This window comes from Methylobacterium currus (assembly GCF_003058325.1).
Lineage (GTDB): Bacteria > Pseudomonadota > Alphaproteobacteria > Rhizobiales > Beijerinckiaceae > Methylobacterium > Methylobacterium currus.
The window spans coordinates 4,999,936-5,022,140 of record NZ_CP028843.1; the positions used below are offsets into that span (position 1 = coordinate 4,999,936).

Here is a 22,205-nt window from a genome sequence, read left to right on the forward strand (position 1 = left end):
AGCCGCTGCGGGAGCCAGGTCACCCCGGGCTCGCCGCCGATCCCGCCAGCCCCCCATCCAGGTTGAGTTCGGCCCGCGTCATGTCAGCAGCCTCGTCCGAGGCGAGTATCGCCGCTACCGCCGCGATCTCCTCCGGACGCCCGAAGCGCTCGAGCGGGGTATCGGCCACGAGGGCCGCCATCCGCGCCTCGCGCCCGGGCCCCTCCCGAGCATCGGCTCCCAGATCGGCGTCAGGATGGCATCGGCGAGGCGCAGCCAGTCCTCTTCCGGCCGACATCCAGGCGGAAGAACCGGGCGCCGATCTCGGCCGCGGTCGCGGCGCCCGCACTCCCGTCGCGCTCGGTGACGATGCGGGCCTGTCCGGTCGGCTGCTGCATGATCGGCCTCGCCCGCGGGAGGGAGCCAGTTCGCCGCTGCGGGTCGAGACGCCCATTCAGGATCTCATCCTGAATGGAGGGTGAGAGCGTCTGCATGACGGGCGACACGGATGGGGCGCCGAGCCCTCTACCCCGCCCGCGCCGTCGCCCCGTGCACCATGGCGAGCACGCCGGCCCGCAGGAGGTCGTACTTGGTCGGCAGGCCGGGCCCGGTCGGCAGCCGGCCGGCGGCGGCGAGCGTCGCGATGCCGTGGGACAGCGCCCAGACCTCCAGGGCGACGAAGCGCGGATCGACGTTCGCCGAGAAGCCGTCCGGGAAGGTGCTCCGCAGGGCCTCGACCAGGAGCCCGAAGGCGTCGCGGTCGCGCGGCGCCTGCGCGGGCGGGCCGCCGTCGGGGCCGATCGGCCGGGCCTCGAAGATCGCCGCGTAGTAGCCCGGCTCCTCCTCGGCGAAGGTCAGGTAGGCCTCGCCCATGCGGGTGAAGCGCTCCAGCGGCGTGCCGGGCCCACGCAGCGCCCGGGCGAGGCGGGCGGCGAGCTCTGTGAAGCCGCGCTCGGCCACTTCCTCCAGCAGGGCCTCGCGGCCGCGGAAATGGCGGTAGAGCGCCGCCGGGGACACGCCGACGAGGCGCGCCGCGTCGACCAGGGTGAAGCCGCCGATCCCGCGCTCCGCGATGAAGCGGCGCGCGGCCTCGATCAGGGCCTCCTTGAGGTTGCCGTGATGGTAGCCGCGCCGGTCGGACGGGCCGCTGCGCCAGGGTCGCACCGTGTCTCTGTCTCTTGATCAAGGGGCCGGAATCGGCCGCCTGCACAGCCCCATAGAGCATTTTTTCGCGGGCGGCAGGCTCAACCCGCGCGTCGCTTCAGAAGGAAGCGCGGCACGTGGTCCGGCCGCACCGTGGTGGTCGCTACCGGCAGGACCGGCCGGTCGTCGGCAAGCCGCAGGTGGAACGCGCGGGCGAGCCGGGCGAGGACCAGGGTCGCCTCGGCGAGCGCGAGCTGCGCGCCGATGCAGATCCGCGGCCCGGCGCCGAAGGGCAGGTAGACGAAGCGGTCGGGCTCCGGGCGGTCGAGGAAGCGCCCGGGGTCGAACACCTCCGGCCGGTCCCACCAGCGCGGGTTGCGGTGGAGCACCCAGGTCGGGATCATCACGATGCTGCCGGCCGGGATCGTGGTGCCCTCGACCACGCTCGCCCGCGCGGCGCGCCGCGCGATGACGTAGACCGGCGGATAGAGCCGCAAGGTCTCCTGCGCCACCGCCTTCGCCAGCCGCAAGGACGGCAGCGCTGCGGCGGCGCCCGCCTCGGACAGATCGAGCCCGGTCGCTTCCGCGGCGAGCGCGTCCTGCATGCCCGGCTCGCGGGCGAGCAGGGTGCAGGCCCAGAACAGGGTCGAGGCGGTGGTCTCGTGGCCGGCGACGATCAGCGTGCCGACCTCGTCGGCGAGCAGACCGCCCGGCGCGTCGCCATGAGCCTCGATCAGGAGGTCGAACAGGTCGCGCGGCGCGCCCCAGGCCCCCTGTCCTTGGGCCCCCTGCCCGCGCCGCGCCTCCAGCACCGCCCCCACCAGCCGGAGCCACCGGCGGCGGAACAGGGCTCGGCGCGGGCTCGACGGGGTCGGCCAGCCCGGCGGCAACAGGAAATCGGTCACGGTCGGCTTGCCCAGCCGGTCGAGATAGCCGGAGACCAGCGCCCGGATCTCGGCGCCGAGCGCCCCGGTCTCCAGGGAGAACATCGAGGTGGTGGCGATGTCGAGGGCGACCCTTTGCATCTCGCCCCGGAGATCCGCGGGCGCGCCGAGGCCGGCCTCCAGCCGGCAGCAGGATTCCTCCGCGCTGCGGGCGACGAAACGCAGCATCAGGGGCAGGGTGCGGGGCGTGAAGGCGGGGGCGAGCACCTTTCGCTGGTGACGCCAGGCCTCGCCATCGGCGAGCACGAGGCCGCGCCCGGCGATCGGCCCGATCACCCGCCGGCCGGCGGGTAGGCGCACGAAGTCGTCGGTGGCGGTGAGCAGGACGTGGCGCGCCCCGGCCGGGGTCGAGAGCAGCACCATACGGCCGCCGGGCAGCGGAATGGTCACCGCCGGCGCGTCGAGGCAGGCGCGGGGAAACGCCTCCAGAGTGTTGCGCCGAAAAGCGCCGAGGAGCCTGAGCCAGCCGACCCGCTCGGCGAGGGCCGGCACCGGCGGCGCGTAACCGGGCCGCGTGTCGGGAGCCGTCAGGGACAAGGGGGCGACTCGGACAAGGGGGGTCTCCGGGGGCGCCCGAACGACGTGACGGGACGGACCCCGCAAGATTTACGCGAGCCGCTCCGCTTCCGCCACGCCGAGATGGCGCGCCACCATCCGGCCGATCTCAGCAAAGCCGATCCGGCCGAGGGATGCGGGGGCTACCTCCGGTCCGAAGACGATCACCGGCACCTGCTCGCGGGTGTGGTCGGTGCCGGTCCAGGTCGGGTCGTTGCCGTGATCGGCGGTGACGAGGCAGAGGTCGCCGGGCTTCAGCGCTGCCCGGATCTCCGGCACCCGCGCGTCGAAGCGCTCCAAAGCCGCGGCATAGCCCGGCACGTCGCGGCGATGGCCGTACTCGGTGTCGAACTCGACGAGGTTGGCGAAGACGAGGCCGCCATCGGGCAGGCCGGCGAGGGCGTCGAGGGCGGCGGTGAGGCAGGCATCGTTGCCGCCGGGCTTGATCTCGCGGCCGGTCGCGCGATGGGCGAAGATGTCGCCGATCTTGCCGACGCTCACCACCGGCCGGCCGGCGGCATTCAGGCGGTCGAGGAGCGTGTCGGCGGGCGGCGGCACCGCATCGTCGCGCCGGTGGGCGGTGCGGGTGAAACCCGAGGCCTGGTCGCCGGTGAACGGCCGGGCGATGACCCGGCCGATGCGGTAGGGATCGCAGAGACGGCGGGCGATGGTGCAGAGGGCATAGAGCCGGTCGAGCCCGAATGCCTCCTCGTGGGCGGCGATCTGGAACACGCTGTCGACGGAGGTGTAGCAGATCGGCTTCCCCGTCCGGACGTGCTCCGCGCCCAGCTCCTCGATGATCGCGGTGCCGGAGGCGTGGCAATCCCCGAGAATGCCCGGCAGCCCGCCCTGTTCGATCAGGGCCCTGGTCAGCTCGGCCGGAAAAGCCGGCCGCGTCGCCGGGAAGCGGCCCCAGGCAAAGTCCACCGGCACGCCGACGATTTCCCAATGGCCCGACACCGTATCCTTGCCCTGCGCGCTCTCGACCGCGTGGCCCCACGCGCCTTCGACGGGGCCGGAAGGGGCGAGGCCGGGCGGCATCCGTCCGCTGGCACCTCGCGCGGCGAGGCCGAGGCCGAGGCCGGCGAGGTGCGGCAGGCGTAACCGGCCGGCGCGCAAGCCCGCCCGGTCGCCGCGCCCGTCAGTGCAGGCCTCGGCGATGTGGCCGAGCGTGTCGGCGCCGGCATCGCCGAATGCATCCGCGTCCGGGGCGCCGCCGATGCCGACCGAATCGAGGACGATGAGGAGCGCCCGGCTCATTCGCTGACCGCCCCGGCCGGGGCCGCCGCCATGTCGAAGGCGGCGGCGAACAGGGCGCGGGTGTATTCGGTGCGGGGCGCAGAAAAGATCTCCTCCGCCGCGCCCTCCTCCACCACCTGGCCGCCCTGCATCACCATCACGCGGTTGGCCAACGCCCGGACCACCTTGAGGTCGTGGCTGATGAACAGGTAGCCGAGGCCGCGCCGGCGCTGGAGTTCGCGCAGCAGCTCGACGATCTGGGCCTGGACCGACATGTCGAGGGCCGAGGTCGGCTCGTCGAGGACGACGAAGCGCGGATCGAGCGCCATGGCGCGGGCGATGGCGATGCGCTGGCGCTGACCGCCGGAGAATTCGTGCGGGTAGCGGTCCATCGCCGCCGGATCGAGCCCGACATCGTCGAGCGCCCGGGCGACGGTCCGGCGGCGCTCGGCATCGCTGCGGCCTTTCCCCTGCACCTCCAGCCCCTCGGCGACGATCTCGGCCACCGACATCCGGGGCGAGAGCGAGCCGTAGGGATCCTGGAACACCACCTGCATCTCGCGCCGCAGGGGCCGCATGGCGCGGGCCGACAGCCCGTCGATGCGCCGGCCGAGATAGACCACGGGTCCGTCCGAGGCGATGAGGCGCAGGATGGCGAGGCCGAGCGTGGTCTTGCCCGATCCCGATTCGCCGACGACCCCGACGGTCTCGCCCTCGCGCACGCTGAGCGCCACCCCGTCCACCGCCTTGACGTGGCCGGTGGTGCGCCGGAGGAGCCCGGTCTTGATCGGGAAATGCACCCGGATCGGCCCGGCCTCGACCAGGATCGGGGCGCCGTCCGGAACCGGGTTGCCGCGGCCCTTCGGCTCGGCGGCGAGCAGGCGCTTGGTGTAGTCGTGTTGTGGATCCGAAAATACCGCGGCGACCGGACCGGTCTCGACGATGCGGCCCTGGAGCATCACGCAGACCCGGTCGGCGACGCGGCGCACGATGCCGAGATCGTGGGTGATGAACAGCATCGCCATGCCGAGGCGCGACTTCAGGTCGGCGAGCAGCGCCAGGATCTGGGCCTGGACGGTGACGTCGAGGGCGGTCGTCGGCTCGTCGGCCACCAGCAGGTCCGGCTCGCAGGCGAGCGCCGTCGCGATCATCACCCGCTGGCGCTGCCCGCCCGACAATTCGTGCGGATAGGCGCCGAGGCGCCGCTCCGCGTCGCGGATGCCGACGAGGTTCAGGAGTTCCAGCGTGCGGGCGCGGGCCGCCTCGCCGCTCATCCCCTTGTGCAGCCGCAGCACCTCGCCGACCTGCTCGGCGATGCGGTGCAGCGGGTTCAAGGAGGTCATCGGCTCCTGGAACACCATGGTGATGTCGGCGCCGCGGACCGCGCGCATCTCCGGCTCGGAGAGGGTCAGCAGGTCGCGGCCCTTGAACAGGATCCGCCCCTCCGGCGTCGCGCCGTCGACGAGGCGCAGGATCGACAGCGCGGTCACCGACTTGCCGGAGCCCGACTCGCCGACGAGGGCCACGGTCTCGCCCGGCGCGATGGCGAAGGACACCCGCTCGACGGCGCGAGTCTCGCGCCCGCCCTGGCGGAAGGCGACGGAGAGATCCTGGACGGAAAGGAGCGGGTCGGTCATCGGCTCAGTGCTAGGGCGGCGGAGCGCCGGGGAACCGGTGTAGGTCATTCCCAGGCGCGCGCAAACAACCGCCCTACTCGTCCACCCGCGGTGCCTGGCCGCTGTCGATCGGCAGGGGCCGGAAGGCTTTCAGCTCCTCGCCGCTCGGCAGGCTGCGCGTGTCCCAGCCGCCGCCGATCGCGCCGATCAGCGACACCGCGTTGGTGAAGCGGTTGAGCCGCACCTGCAAAGCCGTGACCTCGTTGTTGAGTTCCAGCGCCTGCGCGGTGACGACGGTGGTGTAGTTCTGGGTGCCGGCCCGATACTCGTTCAGCGCGATCTCGACCGCCCGGCGCGACGACTGCACCGCCAGTTCCTGCGCCGCCTGCTGGCGGGCGAGGATGCGCTGGCCGGCGAGCCCGTTCTCGACCTGCTGGAAGGCCGCGAGCACCGTCTGCCGGTAATTGGCGACCGCCGAGTCGTAGGCCGCCTCGACGGCCTGGAGCGCCGCCGTGCGGGCGCCGCCGTCGAACAGCACCTGGCTGCCGGAGGCCGCCACCGACCAGAACGTGTTCGCGGCGGCAAAGAAGTTGCGCGCCGGATCGCCCGCGATGCCGCCGCTCGCCGAGAGGGTGACGGTCGGGAAGAACGCAGCCACCGCGACGCCGATCTGGGCGCTCTGCGACTGCACGGTGCGCTCGGCGAGCGCGATGTCGGGCCGGCGCTCCAGCAGGTCGGAGGGCAGGCTGACCGGCACGGCGGGCGGCCGCATCGGCAGGGCGCCGCGGGCCAGCGACACCTCGGAGGGCGGCCGGCCGATCAGCGTCGCGATGGCATGCTCCAGGTTCGCCCGCTGCAGCCCGACCGCGATGGCATTGGCCTGGGTGGTCTGGAGCTGGGTCTGAGCGGTGATGACGTCCGAGCGGGCGGCGACGCCGGCATTGTACTGGTTCTGGGTGATGTCGAGCGAGCGCTGATAGGCCTGGGCGGTGCGCTCGAGCAGGCTCTGAAGCGATTCCTGGTAGCGGAGCTGGTAGTAGGCGGTGGCGAGTTGCGTCTGCAGCGCGAGGCGCACGGAGGCGAGGTCGGCGGCGCTGGCCTGGGCGGCGGCGACGTCGCTCTCGATCGTGCGCCGGATGCGCCCGAACAGGTCGAGTTCCCAAGTTGCCGAGCCTTGCAGCGTCAGGGTGGTGCGCTCGACCCCGCCGGTGCTGGCGCGGCTGATCGAAGGAGCGCCGAGCGCCGTGGGAAACAGCTGGGCGCGGGCCTCCTGCACCAGGGCGCGGGCCTGCCGGTAGGCGGCGACCTGGGCGCGCAGGTTCTGGTTGTCGACGTCGATCAGGCGGATCAGCCGGTCGAGGGCGGGGTCGCGGAACACCCGCCACCAGTCGCCGCGCTCCGCCTCGTCGAGGGGCCGCACCGGCCGCCAGTTGCGCGGCGGCATCGGCCGGGCGCCGCCCTCCTTGAAGGCGGGGGGCGTCTCGACGGTGGGACGGGCATAGTCGGGCCCGACGAGGCAGCCGGCGAGGAGAAGGGGAAGCAGGGTCGCTGCCGCCAGATGCGGGGCGCCACCACCCACCCTCCCCCCTCTTCGGGGGAGGGTGGCCCGGCCGTGAGGCCGGATCGGGAGAGGGGATGGCGCTTCCGGTGAGGGCTCGCGCTTCATGAAGGACGCCAGCTGGATCAGCGTCGCGGTTCCCTCTCCCGCCCCACTTCGTGGGGCACCCTCCCCCGACCCAAGTCGGGCTTGCCCGGCTTGGGCACGTGGATGCGGATCTCGGGCAAGCCCGAGATCCGTGGGAAGAGGGTTCGGCTGCGCGCGATCGTTCAGGACAATGAAATCGGAAAGAGCGGTCATTCGGCCGGCAGCGCCCGCGTGGCGGAGCCCCGGCGGCGGCCGACCCAGAGCCGGAACCGGTCGAGGTACAGGTAGACGACGGGGGTGGTGTAGAGGGTCAGGACCTGGCTCACGATGAGGCCGCCGACGATGGCGATGCCGAGGGGACGGCGCAGCTCGGAGCCCTCGCCGCCGTCGAGAATCAGCGGCAAAGCTCCGAGGAGTGCGGCCAGGGTTGTCATCATGATCGGCCGGAAGCGCAAGAGGCAGGCTTCGCGGATCGACTCCCGCGGGCTCAAGGACCGGGTGCGCTCGGCGTCGAGCGCGAAGTCGATCATCATGATCGCATTCTTCTTCACGATGCCGATGAGCAGGATCACCGCGATGAGCGCGATCACCCCGAACTCCTCGCCGGCCATCATCAGCGCCAGGATCGCCCCGATGCCGGCCGACGGGAGGGTCGACAGGATGGTCAGCGGGTGGACCCAGCTCTCGTAGAGGATGCCGAGCACGGCATAGACCGCGAGCAGGGCCGCCAGGATGAGCAGCGGCTGGCGCGAGGACGAGGACTGGAAGCTCTTCGCCGCACCGGCGAACTCGCCGTGGATGGTCGCCGGCATCCGCAGGTCGCGCATATGGCCGTCGATGGCCGCGGTGGCGTCGCTCAGGCTCTTGCCCGGCGCGAGGTTGAACGACAGCGTGGTCGCCACGAACAGGCCCTGGTGGCTGACCTGGACCGGGGTCGAGCCGGCCTCGAAGCTGGCGAACGCCGAGAGCGGCACCATCGTCTCCTTGGCGCTGCTGACCGCGGCGCTCGACGAGGCGCTGGAGCGCCCGGCCGAGGCGATGGAGTTGGTGGCGGCGTTGCGGGCCGAATCGGTGGCGACCTGGGCGGCGGCGGCGTTCGCGTCGGTGGTCGCGGTGGCGGCGCTCGCGACCGTGCCGGCCACCGCGTTGGTGGTGGCCGCGCCGCGGGCCCGCGCGCCGGAGGTCGAGACGTAGATGAGCTTCAGGGTCTCGGGGTTGTCGAGGTAGCGCGGCGCGATCTCCATCACGACGTGGTACTGGTTCAGCGGGTTGTAGATCGTCGAGACCTGGCGCTGGCCGAAGGCGTCGTAGAGGGTGTTGTCGATCTGGTCCGGGGTCAGGCCGTAGCGGAAGGCGGTGGGGCGGTCGATGACGAGGCGCGTCTCCAGCCCGCCCTGCTGCTGGTCGGAGGTAACGTCGGTGAAGGTCGGGTCCTTCTGCATCACTTCCAGCAGCTTCGGGGTCCAGGTGTAGAGGTCCTCGCTGGTGTCGCCCTGGAGGGTATACTGGTACTGCGAGAAGCTCTGGCGCCCGCCGACCATGAAGTCCTGGCGCGGGAACAGGTAGAGCCGCGCGCCCGGGATCCCTGAGAGTTTCGGCCGCAGGCGGCCCATCACGTCGCTGATCGGGTCGCGCTGTCCCAAGGGTTTCAGGCCCACGAACACGTTGGCCGAGTTGGTGCCTCTTCCGCCGGTGAAGCCGACCACGCTCTCGACCGCCGGATCGGCCTGGACGATCGCGGCGGCGCGGCGCAGCTTGGCGCTCATCGCCTGGAACGAGATGCGCTGGTCGGCCTGGATGCCGCCGATCATCTGGCCGGTATCCTGCTGGGGGAAGAACCCCTTGGGCACGATCACGTAGAGGTAGACGTTGAGGACGACCGCCCCAAGCAGCACCAGCATCACGGTCACGCCGTGGCGGAGCGCCCGGTCGAGGGTGACGCGGTAGAAGCCGAGCAGCCCCGAGAAGGCCCCCTCCAGGATCCGCGCCAGCAGGCCCGGCCGGGCGCCGGGGACCTCGGCTTTCAGGAACCGGGCGCACATCATCGGCGTGGTGGTGAGCGAGACGACGAGCGAGATCAGGATCGACAGCGACAGGACGACGGCGAATTCCTGGAAGAAGCGCCCGATCAGGCCGCCGGCGAGCAGGATCGGCAGGAACACCGCGATGAGCGACAGGCTCATCGACAGGACCGTGAACCCGACCTCGCGGGCGCCGAGCAGAGCCGCCTCGACCCGCGAGCGCCCGTCCTCGATGTGGCGCTGGATGTTCTCCAGCACCACGATCGCGTCGTCGACGACGAAGCCGGCCGCGATGATGAGGGCCATCAGCGAGATGTTGTCGAGGCTGTAGTCGCACAGCCACATCGCGGCGAAGGTGCCCACCAGGGAGATCGGCACCGCCACCGCCGGGATCAGGGTGGCCCGGGCCGAGCGCAGGAAACAGAATACCACCAGGATCACGAGGCCGACCGAGATGATCAGCGTGCGCTCGGCCTCCGCCAGCGACGCCCGGATGGTGAGCGAGCGGTCGCCGGTGACGATCAGCTCGGTGTCGCCCGGCAGCGCCGCCTTGAGCTGCGGCAGCGCCTCCTTCAGCCGGTCGATCGTCTCGACGACGTTGCCGCCGGGCTGCTTGTAGACGATCAAGAGCACGCCGCGCTGGCCGTTGACGAGGCCGAGATTGCGCCGGTCCTCGACGCCGTCGACCACCTGGCCGACATCGCGCAGGCGGACGCCCGCCCCGTTGCGGTAGGCGACGACGATGTCCTGGTAATCCGCGGCCTTGCGGCCCTGGTCGTTGGCGTAGAGCTGGTAGCGCCGCTCGCCGGCCTCGATCGCGCCTTTCGGCGAGTTGGCGTTGGCGCTGGCGAGCGCCGCGCGGATGCCCTCGAGCCCGATGCCGTAATGGAACAGGGCGTGCGGATCGAGCTCGACCCGCACTGCCGGCAGCGACGAGCCGCCGATCTCGACATTGCCGATCCCTTCGAGCTGCGACAGCTTCTGGGCGAGCACGGTCGCGGCGGAATCGTAGAGCGCGCCGGGGCTCAGGGTCTTGGAGGTGAGGCCGAGGATCAGGATCGGCGCATCGGCCGGGTTGAACTTGCGGTAGGTCGGGTTGGAGCGGAGCGCCGTCGGCAGGTCGGCCCGCGCCGCGTTGATCGCCGCCTGCACGTCGCGGGCGGCGCCGTTGATGTCCCGGTCGAGCCCGAATTGCAGCACGATCCGGGTCGACCCGACCGAGCTTGTCGAGGTCATCTGGTCGACATCGGCGATCTGGCCGAGGCGCCGCTCCAGGGGCGCGGCCACGGTGGTCGCCATGGTGTCGGGGCTGGCGCCGGGCATCTGCGCCTGGACCAGGATGGTCGGGAAGTCGATCTGCGGCAGCGGCGCCACCGGCAGCCGCACGAAGGCGAACAGGCCGGCGAGCAGCACCCCGAGGGTGAGCAAGGTGGTCGCGACCGGGCGCAGGATGAAGGGGGCGGAGAGGTTCACGGGCGGTGGACCCCGGGCGCACCGCCAACAACCCTCCCCCCTCCACGGGGGAGGGTGCCCCGCAGAGCGGGGCGGGAAAGGGGAACCACGCTTCCGGAACGGACTGAACCGTTCTGACGGGCGCGAGCTGGATAAGCGTCGCGCTGCCCCTCTCCCGGCTCGCTTCGCTCGCCACCTTCCCCCGCGGAGGGGGGAAGGTTCATGCGCTCAGGCCTCGTGCCCCTCACGGCACCGCCTCCCCGGGCGCCAGCCCGCTCCGGCGCCGTCCGCTCAACCGGCGCCCGAGCCGGTCGAAGGCGAGGTAGATCACCGGCGTGGTGTAGAGCGTCAGCACCTGGCTCACGATCAAGCCGCCGGCGATCGAGATGCCGAGCGGCTGGCGCAGCTCCGAGCCGGTGCCGGTCCCGAGAATGAGCGGCACCGCCGCGAACAGGGCCGCGAAGGTCGTCATCATGATCGGGCGGAAGCGCAGGATGCAGGCCTCGTAGATCGCCTCCCGCGGGCTCATGCCCTCCTCGCGCTCGGCCTGGAGCGCGAAGTCGATCATCATGATGGCGTTCTTCTTCACGATGCCGATCAACAGAACGATGCCGATGATGCCGATGATGTCGAGGTCGTGGTTGAACAGCATCAGGCCGGCCAGCGCCCCGATGCCGGCCGAGGGCAGGGTCGACAGGATCGTGATCGGGTGGACGAAGCTCTCGTAGAGCACGCCGAGCACGATGTAGACCGTGACGATGGCGGCGAGCACCAGGAACAGGGTGTTGTCGAGCGAGGCCTGGAAGGCCAGCGCCGAGCCCTGGAAGATCAGCCGGAAGCTGTCGGGCATCCCGAGCTCCGCCTCCGCCGCCTTGATCGCCGCGACCGCCGGACCCAGCGAGGCGCCGGGGGCGAGGTTGAACGAGATCGTGGTCGCCGGGAACTGGCCGAGATGACTGATCAGGAGCGGCGCCCGGCGCTCGCTCACCTGGGCGATCGCGGTGAGCGGCACCTGGCCGTTGGTGGCGGTGGAGGACGGCAGGTAGATCCGCGACAGCGAATCGAGCGTCCGGTGCAGGTCCGGATCGGCCTCCAGGATCACCCGGTACTGGTTCGACTGGGTGAAGATCGTCGAGATGATGCGCTGGCCGAAGGCGTCGTAGAGTGCGTTGTCGACCGAGGCCGGGGTGATGCCGTAGCGGCCCGCCGTCGCGCGGTCGATGGTGACGTAGGCCGCCAACCCGCTTGCCTGCCGGTCGCTCGCCACGTCGGCGAGGTCGGGGATCTGCTTCAAGCGCTCGACGAGGCGCGGGACCCAGATGTCGAAGGCGCCGAGATCCGGGTTCTCCAGGATGAACTGGTACTGCGTGGCGCTCACCGCCGTGTCGATGGTGAGGTCCTGGACCGGCTGCATGAACAGGGCGATGCCCGGCACGTCGGCGACCCGGGCGTTGATCCGCCGGATGATCGCGCTCGCGTTCTCCGCCCGCTCCTCGCGCGGGCGGAGGTTGATGAGGAAGCGGCCGGAATTGAGCGTCACGTTCTGGCCGTCGACGCCGATGAACGACGACAGGCTGACCACGTCCGGGTCCTTCAGGACTTCCTCCGCCAGGCGCTGCTGCCGCTCGGCCATCGCCCGGTACGACACGGTCTGGTCGGCCTGGGTGATGCCCTGGATCAGCCCGGTATCCTGGACCGGGAAGAAGCCCTTCGGGATCACGACGTACATGTAGATCGTGACGACGAGCGTGCCCAAGGCCACCAGAAGCGTCAGGCCCTGCCAGGCCAGCACGCCCCGGAGCGTCCGGCCGTAGAACGCGATGCCGCCCTCCATCAGCCGGCGCCCGGCGCTGGCGATCCGCCCGGCGGCGCGGGCCTGGGGCGGCTGGTGGCGCAGCAGGCGCGCGCACAGCATCGGCACCAGGGTCAGGGAGACCACGCCGGAGATCACGATGGTCGCGGCGAGCGTGATGGCGAATTCGTGAAAGAGCCGGCCGACCACCTCGCCCATGAACAGGAGCGGGATCAGCACCGCGAGCAGCGACACGGTGAGCGAGATGATGGTGAAGCCGATCTCTCGCGAGCCCTTGAGGGCCGCCTCCATCGGGCTGTCGCCCTCCTCGACGTGTCGGGCGATGTTCTCGATCACCACGATCGCGTCGTCCACGACGAAGCCGGTCGCGATGGTGAGCGCCATCAGGGACAGGTTGTCGAGGGAGAAGCCCCACAGGTCCATGACCGCGAGCGCCCCGACGAGGGAAAGCGGCACCGACAGGCTCGGGATCAGGGTGGCGGACAGCGAGCGCAGAAAGAGGAAGATCACCAGCACCACGAGGGCGATGGCGAGGAGAAGCTCGACCTGCACGTCTTCGACGGAGGCGCGGATCGTCACCGTGCGGTCGGTGAGCGGCGTCACCTGGATCGCGGCCGGAAGGGTTGCCTGGAGCTGCGGCAGCAGCGCCTTGATCCGGTCGACCACCGCGATGACGTTGGCGCCGGGCTGGCGCTGGATGTTGAGGATCACCGCCGGGGTCGTGTCCATCCAGGCGCCGAGCTGGGTGTTCTCCGCCCCCTCCACCACCTCGGCCACCGCCGAGAGCCGCACCGGCGCGCCGTTGCGGTAGGCGATCACCGCGTCGCGATAGGCTTTGGGGTCGCGGATCTGGTCGTTGGCGTTGATGGTGAAGGACTGGGTCGGCCCGTCGATCGAGCCCTTCGGGGTGTTGACGTTGAGGTTGTTGATGGTGGTGCGCAGATCGTCGATGTTGAGCCCGTAGGCCGCGAGCGCCGTCGCGTTGAACCGCACCCGCACGGCCGGCCGCTGCCCGCCCGCCATCGAGACGAGGCCGACGCCCGAGACCTGGCTGATCTTCTGCGCGAGCCGCGTCTCGGCGAGGTCGCGGACCTGCGTCAGGGCCAGGGTCTTGGAGGTGAGCGCGAGCGTCAGGATCGGCGCGTCGGCCGGATTGACCTTGGCGTAGACCGGTGGGGCCGGCAGGTCGCTCGGCAGGAGGTTGCCGGCGGCGTTGATGGCGGCCTGGACTTCCTGCGTCGCGATGTCGATGCCGAGGTCGAGGCTGAATTGGAGCGTGATGACGGACGCGCCGGCCGAGGATTGCGACGTCATCTGGTTGAGGTTGGCGAGCTGGCCGAATTGCCGCTCGAGCGGCGCCGTCACCGCCGAGGTCATCACCTCGGGGCTGGCACCGGGATAGAAGGTCTGGACCTGGATCGTCGGGTAATCGACCGAGGGCAGGGCCGAGAGGGGCAGGTTGAAGTAGGAGATCAGGCCGGTGAGCAGGATCGCCAGCATCAGGAGCGTGGTGGCGACCGGCCGCAGGATGAACAGGCGGGACGGGTTCATCGGGCGGCCCCCTCGAAGGGCGCGCCGCCCCTAACCCTCCCCCCTCTGCGGGGGAGGGTGGCGAACGCAGTGAACCGGGAGAGGGGCAGCGTGACGCTGCTCCAGATGGCGCCCATCAGAACAAGCGCGACCTTCCCGGAAACGGGGTTCCCCTTTCCCGCCCCGCTCCGCGGGGCACCCTCCCCCGCAGAGGGGGGAGGGTTCTCGGCGGCGTGCCACGTCAAAGTCACGGGTTCTGGCTCTGCTGCCGGCGGCGGTGCGGGCGCTCACCCTCGGGACGCGGCCCCTCCTGGCGCTGCCCGTCCTGACGCGGCGGGGCGGCGCCCTCCCCCTCCGTCGGCTGCACGGGCTTCGCCTCCGCCTCCGGCCCGGCCGCCTTCTCGGGCCGGCCGCCGGTCACCCGCACCTGCGCCCCGTCCTTCAGCCGGTCGGTCCCGTCGACCACCACCCGGTCGCCGACCGCCAGCCCCTTCGTCACCACGGTCCGCACCCCGTCGCTCTCGCCGATCTCGATCGGGCGCACCGCGACCTTGTCCTCGCCGGTGAGCAGGTAGACGTAGGTGCCGGGCGTGCCGCGCAGGACCGCCGCCGCCGGGACCAACGCCGCGTCGCGCACCGTATCGACGTCGAGGCGGGCATTGACGAACTGGTTGGGAAACAGCCGGTCGTCCTTGTTGGGAAACAGCGCCCGCAGCTTCACCGTGCCGGTGGTGACGTCGATCTGGTTGTCGACGGTGTCGAGGGTGCCGCGGGCGATCTCGGTGGTGTCGGAGCGGTCGAAGACCCGCACCGGCAGGGTGGCGCCGGCGCGCAGCCGGTCCATCACCCGCGACAGCACGGTCTCCGGCAGGGTGAACAGCACCGAGATCGGATGGAGCTGCGTCACGACGACGATGCCGGTCGAGGCGGCGGTGACGTAGTTGCCCTGGTCGATCTGGCGCAGGCCGACCCGGCCCTCGACCGGCGAGGTGATGCGGCCGTATTGGATGTTGAGCTTCTGCTGGTCGATCTGCGCCTGGTCGGAGGCGACGACGCCCTCGTACTGCTTGACCGTGGCGGCCTGCGTGTCGACGTTCTGCTTCGAGATCGAGTCCTGCCGGTTCAGGGTCTGGTAGCGAACGAGGTCGAGGCGCGCGTTCTGCAACAATGCCTGGTCGCGCAGGAGCTGGCCCTGGTACTGCGCGAGCAAAGCCTCGTAGGGGCGCACGTCGATCTGGGCCAGGAAGTCGCCGGCCTTGACGGTCTGGCCCTCGCGAAAACCGATCTGGGTCAGGTAGCCGCTCACCTGCGAGCGCACCGTCACGGTGGCGAGCGGCGTCACCGTGCCGAGGCCCGACAGCACCACCGGCATGTCGCCCTTCTGCACGGTGGCGACGCCGACCGCCTGCGGTCCCTCCCCGCCCGCGCCCCGGCGACCGCCGCCGCGCCGGCCGGCACCGGCCTGCTGCGTCTGGGGCTTCCTGAACCCGTCGGGAAAGTAAGTCCGGTAAGCCCAGTACCCGCCGCCGGCGAGCGCCAGCAGCACCAGGAACCAGACCAGCCCGCGACCGCGCCGGCGGGGTGGCGCCTCGACCGCGTCGTCGGTCCGGATGGGAGACAATTCGTTCATCGATCTGGACAGCCCGGACCTGGAAACACCAACCTCGCCCCCGCGACGCCCCTCATGTCGTGCCGACCGGGCAGACTTGCGCCTGCGGCACGTCGCCTTCCGACCGGTCGCCCGCGGACGCGGGCCCCCGCAGGCATTCCGCACGGCAATGCGTCGCCAGTACGACGACCATGTTGCCTCACGATTGCTGAACGACGCCCGCGCGCTGCCCTGGAAGAGCCACGATCGATCCCCTTATCTCAGGGGATCGGGGCGCGACATGGCGCCGCCCTGCATCGCGTGCCAGCGGAACCAGAATGCACTTTCTCCACGACCTGCCGGTCGCCGACCTGATCTCCCATTACGGCTATTGGGCGATCTTCCTGGTCATCACCCTCGAGAGCGCGGGCGTGCCGATGCCGGGCGAGACCGCGCTGATCTCGGCGGCCGTCTATGCCGGCTCGACCGGGCAGCTGCGCATCGGGCTCGTGGTGCTGGCGGCGGCGGCGGCCGCGATCATCGGCGACAATGTCGGCTACTGGGTCGGCCGGCGTTGGGGCATGCCGCTGCTGCTCAAGCACGGTGCGAAGATCGCCCTCGATCATCGCCGGCTCAAGCTCGGCCAGTATCTGTTCCAGCGCCACGGCGGCAAGATCGTGTTCTTCGGCCGCTTCACCGCCATGCTGCGCGCCTACGCGGCGTTGCTCGCCGGGGTGAACCAGTTCGACGCCCGCCGCTTCTTCCTGTTCAACGCCGCCGGCGGCATCGCCTGGGCCTCGCTGATGGGCTTCGGCGCCTATCTGTGCGGGCGCTCGATCGAGCACGTCGTCGGGCCGATCGGCCTCGGCCTCCTGGCCTTCGTGGTGTTCGGCGGCATCGCCCTGTGGCTGTTCGTGCGCCGGCACGAGGCGCGGCTGACCCACGAGGCCGAGCAGGCGATCCCCGGCCCCCTCGCCTGACGCCGCGCGCATTGCCGCCCGCGCCGACCGGTGGCATGAGGCGCGCCGAGAGACTTTGACGTCACGATGTTTCACCCGCCTCGCCGTCGCGCGGGGCGGCCGCGGTGCGCCGCGGCTTCGAACCGGCCCGATGACACAGACCACCCATCCCTTCGGCACCTTCGCGCCCGCCGGGCTCGTGCGCTGGATCCTCTCGCGCACCGAGCGCCTGCCCGACGAGAGCTGGCGCGCCCGGCGCCTCGCCCTGTTCCTGCGCCGCTGCGCCATCCGCCTGCTGCGCGGCCGGCCCCTCGACGTCGAGCGCTACGGCGCGCGCATGCGGCTGCACCCCTACAACAACAACTGCGAGAAGAAGGTGCTCTTCACCCCGCAGTTCTTCGATCCGCTGGAGAGACGGATCCTGGCCGAGCGGATCGGGCCGGACTGCGTCTTCCTCGATATCGGGGCGAATGTCGGCGCCTACGCGCTGTTCGTGGCGGCGGCCGCCGGTCCGGGCGCGCGGATCCTGGCGGTGGAGCCGCAGCCGGACATCTTCGACAAGCTCACCTTCAACATCGCCCAGAACCCGTTCGGCAGCGTCAAGGCGGTGGCCTGCGCGGTGGCCGACAAGGCCGGCGAGATGACCCTGTTCGTCGATCCCCGCAACCGGGGCGAATCGAGCCTGAAGGTGGTGGGCACCAACGAGGGGGCGGCGATCCGGGTGCCGGCGGTCCCGCTCCTCGACTTGGTGCGCGGCGAGGGCCTGACCCGGATCGACGCGATCAAGCTCGACGTCGAGGGCGCCGAGGACCTGATCCTCGAGCCCTTCCTGCGCCAGGCGCCGCCATCCCTGCACCCGCGCCTCCTCGTCGTCGAGGACGGCACCGACCTGTGGCAGACCGACCTCGACGCCCTCCTCACCCGCCACGGCTACCGCCGCATCGCCAAGACGCGGCTGAACCTGATCTTCGAGCGGGAGGGGTAGCGGGCCGGCCCTTGCGGCGCCCCCGCTCCTTTCCGATCTGAGGGCGTGCCGATGGCCGCCTTCGCCGCTCCCCCGCGCTCCCGCTCGCCCGACGCCCTCGCCGGGTCGATCGAGCGCGTCACCTTCCACAATGCCGAGAGCGGGTTCTGCGTCCTGAAGGTCAAGGCGCGGGGCCGGCGCGACCTCGTGGCGGTGATCGGGCACGCCCCGGCGGTGGCCGCGGGCGAATGGGTGACCGCGACGGGCGCCTGGGTCAGCGACCGCGAGCACGGGCTGCAGTTCCGTGCCGACACGCTCGCGGCGACGCCGCCCACCGGCGTGGAGGGCATCGCCCGCTACCTCGCCTCGGGCCAGATGCGCGGGATCGGGCCGGAGATGGCCAAGCGCATCGTCGCGGCCTTCGGGGCCGACACCTTCGGGGTGATCGAGGCACAGCCGGAGCGCCTGACCGAGGTGTCGGGCATCGGCCCGACCCGGGCGGCGCGGATCACGGCGGCCTGGGCCGAGCACAAGGCCGTGCGGGAGATCATGGTGTTCCTGCACGCCCACGGCGTCGGCACCGCCCGGGCCGTGCGGATCTTCAAGACCTACGGCACCGACTCGGTCGCGGTGATGACCGAGGACCCCTATCGCCTCGCCCGCGACGTGCGCGGCATCGGCTTTCGCACCGCGGATGCCATCGCGGCCCGGCTCGGCCTGTCGCCGACCGCGCCCGAGCGCCTGCGCGCCGGCCTCGCCTACGCGCTCCAGGCGGCGATGGATGACGGCCACTGCGCCCTGCCGGTGCCGGACTTGATTACCCGCGCGGCCGAGCTGCTGGCGGTCGATGCGGGCCTGTTGCGCACCGCCCTCGTCGAGGAGGTCGGCGGCGAGTCGGTGGTGATGGACACGATTTCCGACGTGCCCCACCTTTTCCTGCGCGGCCTGCACGCGGCGGAACAGGCCATCGCCGAGCGGCTGATCGCCCTCGACGACGCGCCCCTGCCCTGGGACGAGATCGACACCGGGGCGGCGCTGGCGACGGTCGAGGCCGGGACCGGCCGGCCGCTCTCGCCCTCGCAGCGGGCCGCCGCGGCGACGCTGCTCAACGCCAAGGTGGCGGTGATGACCGGCGGGCCCGGCGTCGGCAAGACCAGCACCCTCGACGCGCTGCTGCGGATGCTGGACGAGGCGGGTGCCGAGGTGCTGCTCGCCGCCCCGACGGGCCGCGCGGCCAAACGGATGAGCGAGCAGACCGGGCGCGAGGCCAGGACCATCCACCGCCTGCTCGAGATCGATCCGCGCCACGGCGGATTCCAGCGCAACGAGCACAGCCCGCTGTCCTGCGACCTGCTGGTCCTGGACGAGGCCTCGATGATCGACGTGCCGCTGATGAACGCCCTCACCCGGGCCCTGCCGCGCCACGCCGCCCTCTGGCTCGTCGGCGATGTCGACCAGCTCCCCTCCGTCGGGCCGGGCCGGGTGCTCGCCGACGTGATCGCCTCCGGCCGCGTCGCCGTGGCGCGCCTGACGGAAGTCTTCCGCCAGGCCGCCGAGAGCCGGATCGTCACGGCCGCCCACCGGATCAACGCGGGCAAAATGCCCGAGGGCGCCGACACGCCGGAGGGCGACTTCTTCGTGGTGAAGATCGACGATCCGGAGGCCGGGGCCGAGAAGCTGGTCGAGATCGTCGCGAAGCGCATCCCGCGCCGCTTCGGCCTCGACCCGGTCAAGGACGTGCAGGTGCTCTGCCCGATGACCCGCGGCGCCTTGGGGAGCCGCCACCTCAACCAGGCGCTCCAGCGGGTGCTGAACCCGAACCCGCCGGTCTCGGTCGAGCGCTTCGGCTGGGTCTTCGCCCCGGGCGACCGGGTGATGGTGGGGCAGAACGACTACGACCGCGAGGTGTTCAACGGCGATCTCGGAGTGGTTTTGCGGGTCGATCCCGAGGAGGGTTTGCTGGTCGCGGGCTTCGAGGGCCCGGACGTGACTTTGCGCGAGGTGACCTGGCCGTTCGAGGAGCTCGACGCCTTGAGCCCCGCCTACGCCATCACGATCCACAAGTCGCAAGGCTCGGAATACCCCGCCGTGGTGATCCCGTTGGCGCTCCAGCACTACACGATGCTCGCTCGCAACCTCCTCTATACGGGCGTGACGAGGGGCAAACGGCTGGTGGTGCTGGTGGCGCAGAGCCGGGCCGTGGCGATCGCGGTGCGGGCCGGGGCGCGTCCGCGCTTCACGAAGCTGGCGGAGTGGTTGCAGGGGCAGGCCCCGAGTCGCGTCGGCGGCGCCCGGCGCCGCTCCATCCCGTAGGCCTCCGGCCCAGAGGCCTCCGGCGGGTCGAGCCTGCCCGGTCGGGTCAGGTCCACCTTGGTCCTGGAGCTGTCGTGACCGGGTCCGGCCGCCTGGCTCGCATCGCCGCAACGCTTCCGCTCCCAACCCTCTACCGGATGCCCGCGGGCCGCACCGCATCGGCACGGGCCTCGGCCAGATGGTCGGTGATGAAGTGGCCGGCCTCGGCGAGACGGGCGGCATCGATTCCGGTGTCGATGCCGAGGCGGGCGAGGTCGGCCACCACGCCCTCGGTGGCGACGTTGCCGGTGGCCCCGGCCGCGTAGGGGCAGCCGCCGAGGCCCGCGACGGCGGCATCGACCACGCTCACCCCGAGGTCGAGGCAGGCGCGGATATTGGCGAGCGCCAGGCCCCGCGTGTCGTGGAAATGCAGGGCGAGCCGCTCCGGCGGCACCAGCGCCGCCACCGCTGCGACGCAGGCCCGGGCCTGATCCGGCGCGCCGGCCCCGATCGTGTCGCCGAGCGAGACCTCGCGGCAGCCGATCTCGACGAGCCGGCGGGCCACCGACGCCACAGGCTGCGGCGCCACCGCCCCCTCGTAGGGGCAGCCGAGGACGCAGGAGACGTAGCCCCGCAAGGCGATCCCGGCGGCGCGGGCCGCTTCCGCCACGGGCACGAACCGCTCCAGGCTCTGGGCGATCGAGCAGTTGATGTTGGCCCGCGAGAACGCCTCGGAGGCCGAGGCGAAGATCGCGACCTCGTCGGCGCCGGCCGCCCGCGCCGCCTCGAACCCCTTCAGGTTCGGCACCAGCACGGTGTAGCGGCCGCCCGGGTTGGGCGGCAGCCGGGCCATCACCGCGGCGGTGTCGGCCATCTGCGGCACCCAGCGCGGGGAGACGAAGCTGCCGACCTCGATCGACGTCAGGCCCGCGGCGCGCAGGCGCTCGATCAGCCCGACCCTGACCGCGACCGGCACCGTGACGGGCTCGTTCTGCAGCCCGTCGCGCGGACCGACCTCGACGATCCGGACCCGGGACGGGAGGGTCACGGCGCCTTGACCAGCGGGCAGCGCCCCTCGGCCAGCGGCCGGAACGCCTCGGCCGCGGGAATCGTCTGCACGCGCTTGTAGTAGTCGAACGGGCCCTTCGACTCGGCGGGGGTCTTCACCTGGAACAGGTACATCGGGTGGATGTGGCGACCGTCCTCGCGCACCCGGCCCTCGCCGAACAGCGGGTCGTTGGTCGGCTCCGCCTTCATCCGGGCGACGACGGTGCGCCCGTCGGTGCTGCCGGACGCCGCCGCGGCGCGCAGATAGGCGAGCGCGCCCGCATAGACGCCGGCCTGGTTGGCGGTCGGCCGGCGGCCCTTCATCGCTTGAGCGAAGCGGTCGGCGAAGGCGCGGGTGCCGGGATCGGTGTCCCAGTAGAACCCTTCCGTCAGGTAGAGCCCCTGCGCGTCCTTGAGGCCGATCGCGTGCACGTCGGAGAGCTGCATCAGCAGGGCCGCAAGGTCCTGGCCGCCGCCGGTGATGCCGAACTCCGCGGCCTGCTTGACCGAGTTGACCGTGTCGCCGACGGCGTTGGCCAGGGCGATCACCTGGGCGCGGCTGGCTTGGGCCTGGAGCAGGAACGAGGAGAAATCCGCCGCCGCCGTCGGATGGCGCACGCCGCCGACCACCGTGCCGCCCTCCTGCTTGACCACGCGCGCGGCATCGGCCTCGAGCGCGTGGCCGAAGGCGTAGTCGGCGGTGAGGAAGAACCACTTGGTCTTGCCGGCGCGCACGAGCGCGAGCGCGGTGCCGTGGGCGAGCGCCCAGGTGTCGTAGGTCCAGTGCACGGTGTTGGCCGAGCATTTCGGGCCGGTCAGGTCCGAGGTGCCGGGGCCCGAGGCGATAAAGGCGGCCTTCGAGTCGCGCACCACCTCCTGCACGGCGAGCGCCACCGAGGAGAACGGCACGTCGAGGATGGCATCGACCTGGCCCTCGGCGATCCAGCGGCGGGCGGTGGCCGAGCCGATATCGGGCTTGTTCTGGTGATCGGACTGGATCACCTCGACCTTGATCCTGGGCTGCTCCTTGAGAAAGTCCTCCACCGCGAGCCGGGCCGCGACCACCGAGCCTTCGCCGGTGGAATCGGCGGCGAATCCGCTGAGGTCGGTGAGCACCCCGAGCTTCACCACGTTCACCTCGGCGCGGGCGGCACCGGCCGCGACGAGGAGGGCGGCGCCGGCGAGCAGGCGGGCGGCGAGGCGGGCGGTTCGGGTGCGGCTGGCTTTCGGCATGGTTCTCCTCCCGTTCTGGTGTTTGTTGATTGGCGGATCGGTGGCTGCTCGGATCTTGTTGCAGGCCTGAAAGGCCCTGCTTGCCCCACCCGCAACCTCATCCTGAGGTGCAGGCGATCGAATATCGCGCGCAAAGCGGAGGCCTCGAAGGAGGGTCCAGAAGTCTCGGCGCAATCTGGAGACCT

At 71.6% G+C, this 22,205-nt stretch carries 14 protein-coding genes and 1 pseudogene; 3 read left to right on the plus strand and 12 right to left on the minus strand.

Annotated features, from left to right (window positions below):
* Positions 1 to 19 precede the first annotated feature (19 nt).
* The 10 genes and pseudogenes from DA075_RS23160 to DA075_RS23200 form a co-directional block, all read right to left on the minus strand.
* Positions 20 to 240: pseudogene (locus DA075_RS23160) on the minus strand (SDR family oxidoreductase); the annotation flags it as partial.
* Positions 231 to 377 carry a hypothetical protein gene (locus DA075_RS36750; RefSeq protein WP_164712466.1) on the minus strand — a complete coding sequence of 49 codons (147 nt, stop codon included), beginning with the start codon at positions 375 to 377 and terminating at the stop codon, positions 231 to 233. The gene DA075_RS36750 and the pseudogene DA075_RS23160, both read right to left, overlap by 10 nt.
* A gap of 127 nt (positions 378 to 504) precedes the next feature.
* Positions 505 to 1,143 (minus strand): TetR/AcrR family transcriptional regulator, encoded by a 639-nt coding sequence (locus tag DA075_RS23165; protein ID WP_099955223.1) that lies wholly within the window; start codon positions 1,141 to 1,143, stop codon positions 505 to 507.
* An 80-nt stretch (positions 1,144 to 1,223) separates the two neighbouring features.
* Positions 1,224 to 2,603 carry a cytochrome P450 gene (locus DA075_RS23170; protein WP_174800112.1) on the minus strand — a complete coding sequence of 460 codons (1,380 nt, stop codon included), beginning with the start codon at positions 2,601 to 2,603 and terminating at the stop codon, positions 1,224 to 1,226.
* A gap of 69 nt (positions 2,604 to 2,672) precedes the next feature.
* Positions 2,673 to 3,881: a phosphopentomutase gene (locus DA075_RS23175; RefSeq protein WP_099955224.1), complete on the minus strand. Its 1,209-nt coding sequence runs from the start codon at positions 3,879 to 3,881 to the stop codon at positions 2,673 to 2,675.
* Positions 3,878 to 5,497 (minus strand): ABC transporter ATP-binding protein, encoded by a 1,620-nt coding sequence (locus DA075_RS23180; protein WP_099955225.1) that lies wholly within the window; start codon positions 5,495 to 5,497, stop codon positions 3,878 to 3,880. Before DA075_RS23180 ends, DA075_RS23175 begins: the two co-directional genes overlap by 4 nt.
* Before the next feature lie 73 nt (positions 5,498 to 5,570).
* Complete coding sequence (locus DA075_RS23185; RefSeq protein ID WP_099955226.1) at positions 5,571 to 7,142, minus strand: efflux transporter outer membrane subunit; 1,572 nt, start codon at positions 7,140 to 7,142, stop codon at positions 5,571 to 5,573.
* A gap of 188 nt (positions 7,143 to 7,330) precedes the next feature.
* A complete protein-coding gene (locus DA075_RS23190) occupies positions 7,331 to 10,615 on the minus strand; it encodes an efflux RND transporter permease subunit (RefSeq protein WP_099955227.1) in 3,285 nt (1,094 codons plus the stop codon).
* A gap of 223 nt (positions 10,616 to 10,838) precedes the next feature.
* Positions 10,839 to 13,958 carry an MdtB/MuxB family multidrug efflux RND transporter permease subunit gene (locus DA075_RS23195; protein ID WP_099955228.1) on the minus strand — a complete coding sequence of 1,040 codons (3,120 nt, stop codon included), beginning with the start codon at positions 13,956 to 13,958 and terminating at the stop codon, positions 10,839 to 10,841.
* A gap of 226 nt (positions 13,959 to 14,184) precedes the next feature.
* Positions 14,185 to 15,567 (minus strand): MdtA/MuxA family multidrug efflux RND transporter periplasmic adaptor subunit, encoded by a 1,383-nt coding sequence (locus DA075_RS23200; protein WP_099955229.1) that lies wholly within the window; start codon positions 15,565 to 15,567, stop codon positions 14,185 to 14,187.
* A gap of 296 nt (positions 15,568 to 15,863) precedes the next feature.
* Between DA075_RS23200 and DA075_RS23205 the strand changes: the two genes are divergently transcribed.
* The 3 genes from DA075_RS23205 (at position 15,864) to recD2 (ending at position 19,761) form a co-directional block, all read left to right on the plus strand.
* Complete coding sequence (locus tag DA075_RS23205; protein ID WP_099955230.1) at positions 15,864 to 16,505, plus strand: DedA family protein; 642 nt, start codon at positions 15,864 to 15,866, stop codon at positions 16,503 to 16,505.
* Between the two features lie 130 nt (positions 16,506 to 16,635).
* Entirely contained in the window at positions 16,636 to 17,469 is an 834-nt protein-coding gene (locus DA075_RS23210; RefSeq protein WP_099955231.1) for an FkbM family methyltransferase, read from the plus strand.
* Between the two features lie 51 nt (positions 17,470 to 17,520).
* Positions 17,521 to 19,761, plus strand: a complete 2,241-nt coding sequence (gene recD2, locus DA075_RS23215) for an SF1B family DNA helicase RecD2 (protein WP_099955232.1) — start codon at positions 17,521 to 17,523, stop codon at positions 19,759 to 19,761.
* Positions 19,762 to 19,891: 130 nt separating this feature from the next.
* Here recD2 and DA075_RS23220 read toward each other — a convergent pair whose 3' ends face one another.
* Both DA075_RS23220 and DA075_RS23225 read right to left on the minus strand, forming a co-directional pair.
* Positions 19,892 to 20,788: a hydroxymethylglutaryl-CoA lyase gene (locus DA075_RS23220; protein ID WP_099955233.1), complete on the minus strand. Its 897-nt coding sequence runs from the start codon at positions 20,786 to 20,788 to the stop codon at positions 19,892 to 19,894.
* A complete protein-coding gene (locus DA075_RS23225) occupies positions 20,785 to 22,020 on the minus strand; it encodes an ABC transporter substrate-binding protein (protein ID WP_099955234.1) in 1,236 nt (411 codons plus the stop codon). Before DA075_RS23225 ends, DA075_RS23220 begins: the two co-directional genes overlap by 4 nt.
* Positions 22,021 to 22,205: the final 185 nt, after the last annotated feature.

Excerpts from the sequence above, each read along its gene's own strand:
- DA075_RS36750 (WP_164712466.1), bottom strand. The coding sequence starts at position 377 with ATGCAGCAGCCGACCGGACAGGCCCGCATCGTCACCGAGCGCGACGGG.
- DA075_RS23175 (WP_099955224.1), bottom strand. The coding sequence starts at position 3,881 with ATGAGCCGGGCGCTCCTCATCGTCCTCGATTCGGTCGGCATCGGCGGC.
- DA075_RS23180 (WP_099955225.1), bottom strand. The coding sequence starts at position 5,497 with ATGACCGACCCGCTCCTTTCCGTCCAGGATCTCTCCGTCGCCTTCCGC.
- DA075_RS23185 (WP_099955226.1), bottom strand. The coding sequence starts at position 7,142 with ATGAAGCGCGAGCCCTCACCGGAAGCGCCATCCCCTCTCCCGATCCGG.
- DA075_RS23195 (WP_099955228.1), bottom strand. The coding sequence starts at position 13,958 with ATGAACCCGTCCCGCCTGTTCATCCTGCGGCCGGTCGCCACCACGCTC.
- DA075_RS23200 (WP_099955229.1), bottom strand. The coding sequence starts at position 15,567 with ATGAACGAATTGTCTCCCATCCGGACCGACGACGCGGTCGAGGCGCCA.
- DA075_RS23205 (WP_099955230.1), top strand. The coding sequence starts at position 15,864 with ATGCACTTTCTCCACGACCTGCCGGTCGCCGACCTGATCTCCCATTAC.
- DA075_RS23210 (WP_099955231.1), top strand. The coding sequence starts at position 16,636 with ATGACACAGACCACCCATCCCTTCGGCACCTTCGCGCCCGCCGGGCTC.
- recD2 (WP_099955232.1), top strand. The coding sequence starts at position 17,521 with ATGGCCGCCTTCGCCGCTCCCCCGCGCTCCCGCTCGCCCGACGCCCTC.
- DA075_RS23225 (WP_099955234.1), bottom strand. The coding sequence starts at position 22,020 with ATGCCGAAAGCCAGCCGCACCCGAACCGCCCGCCTCGCCGCCCGCCTG.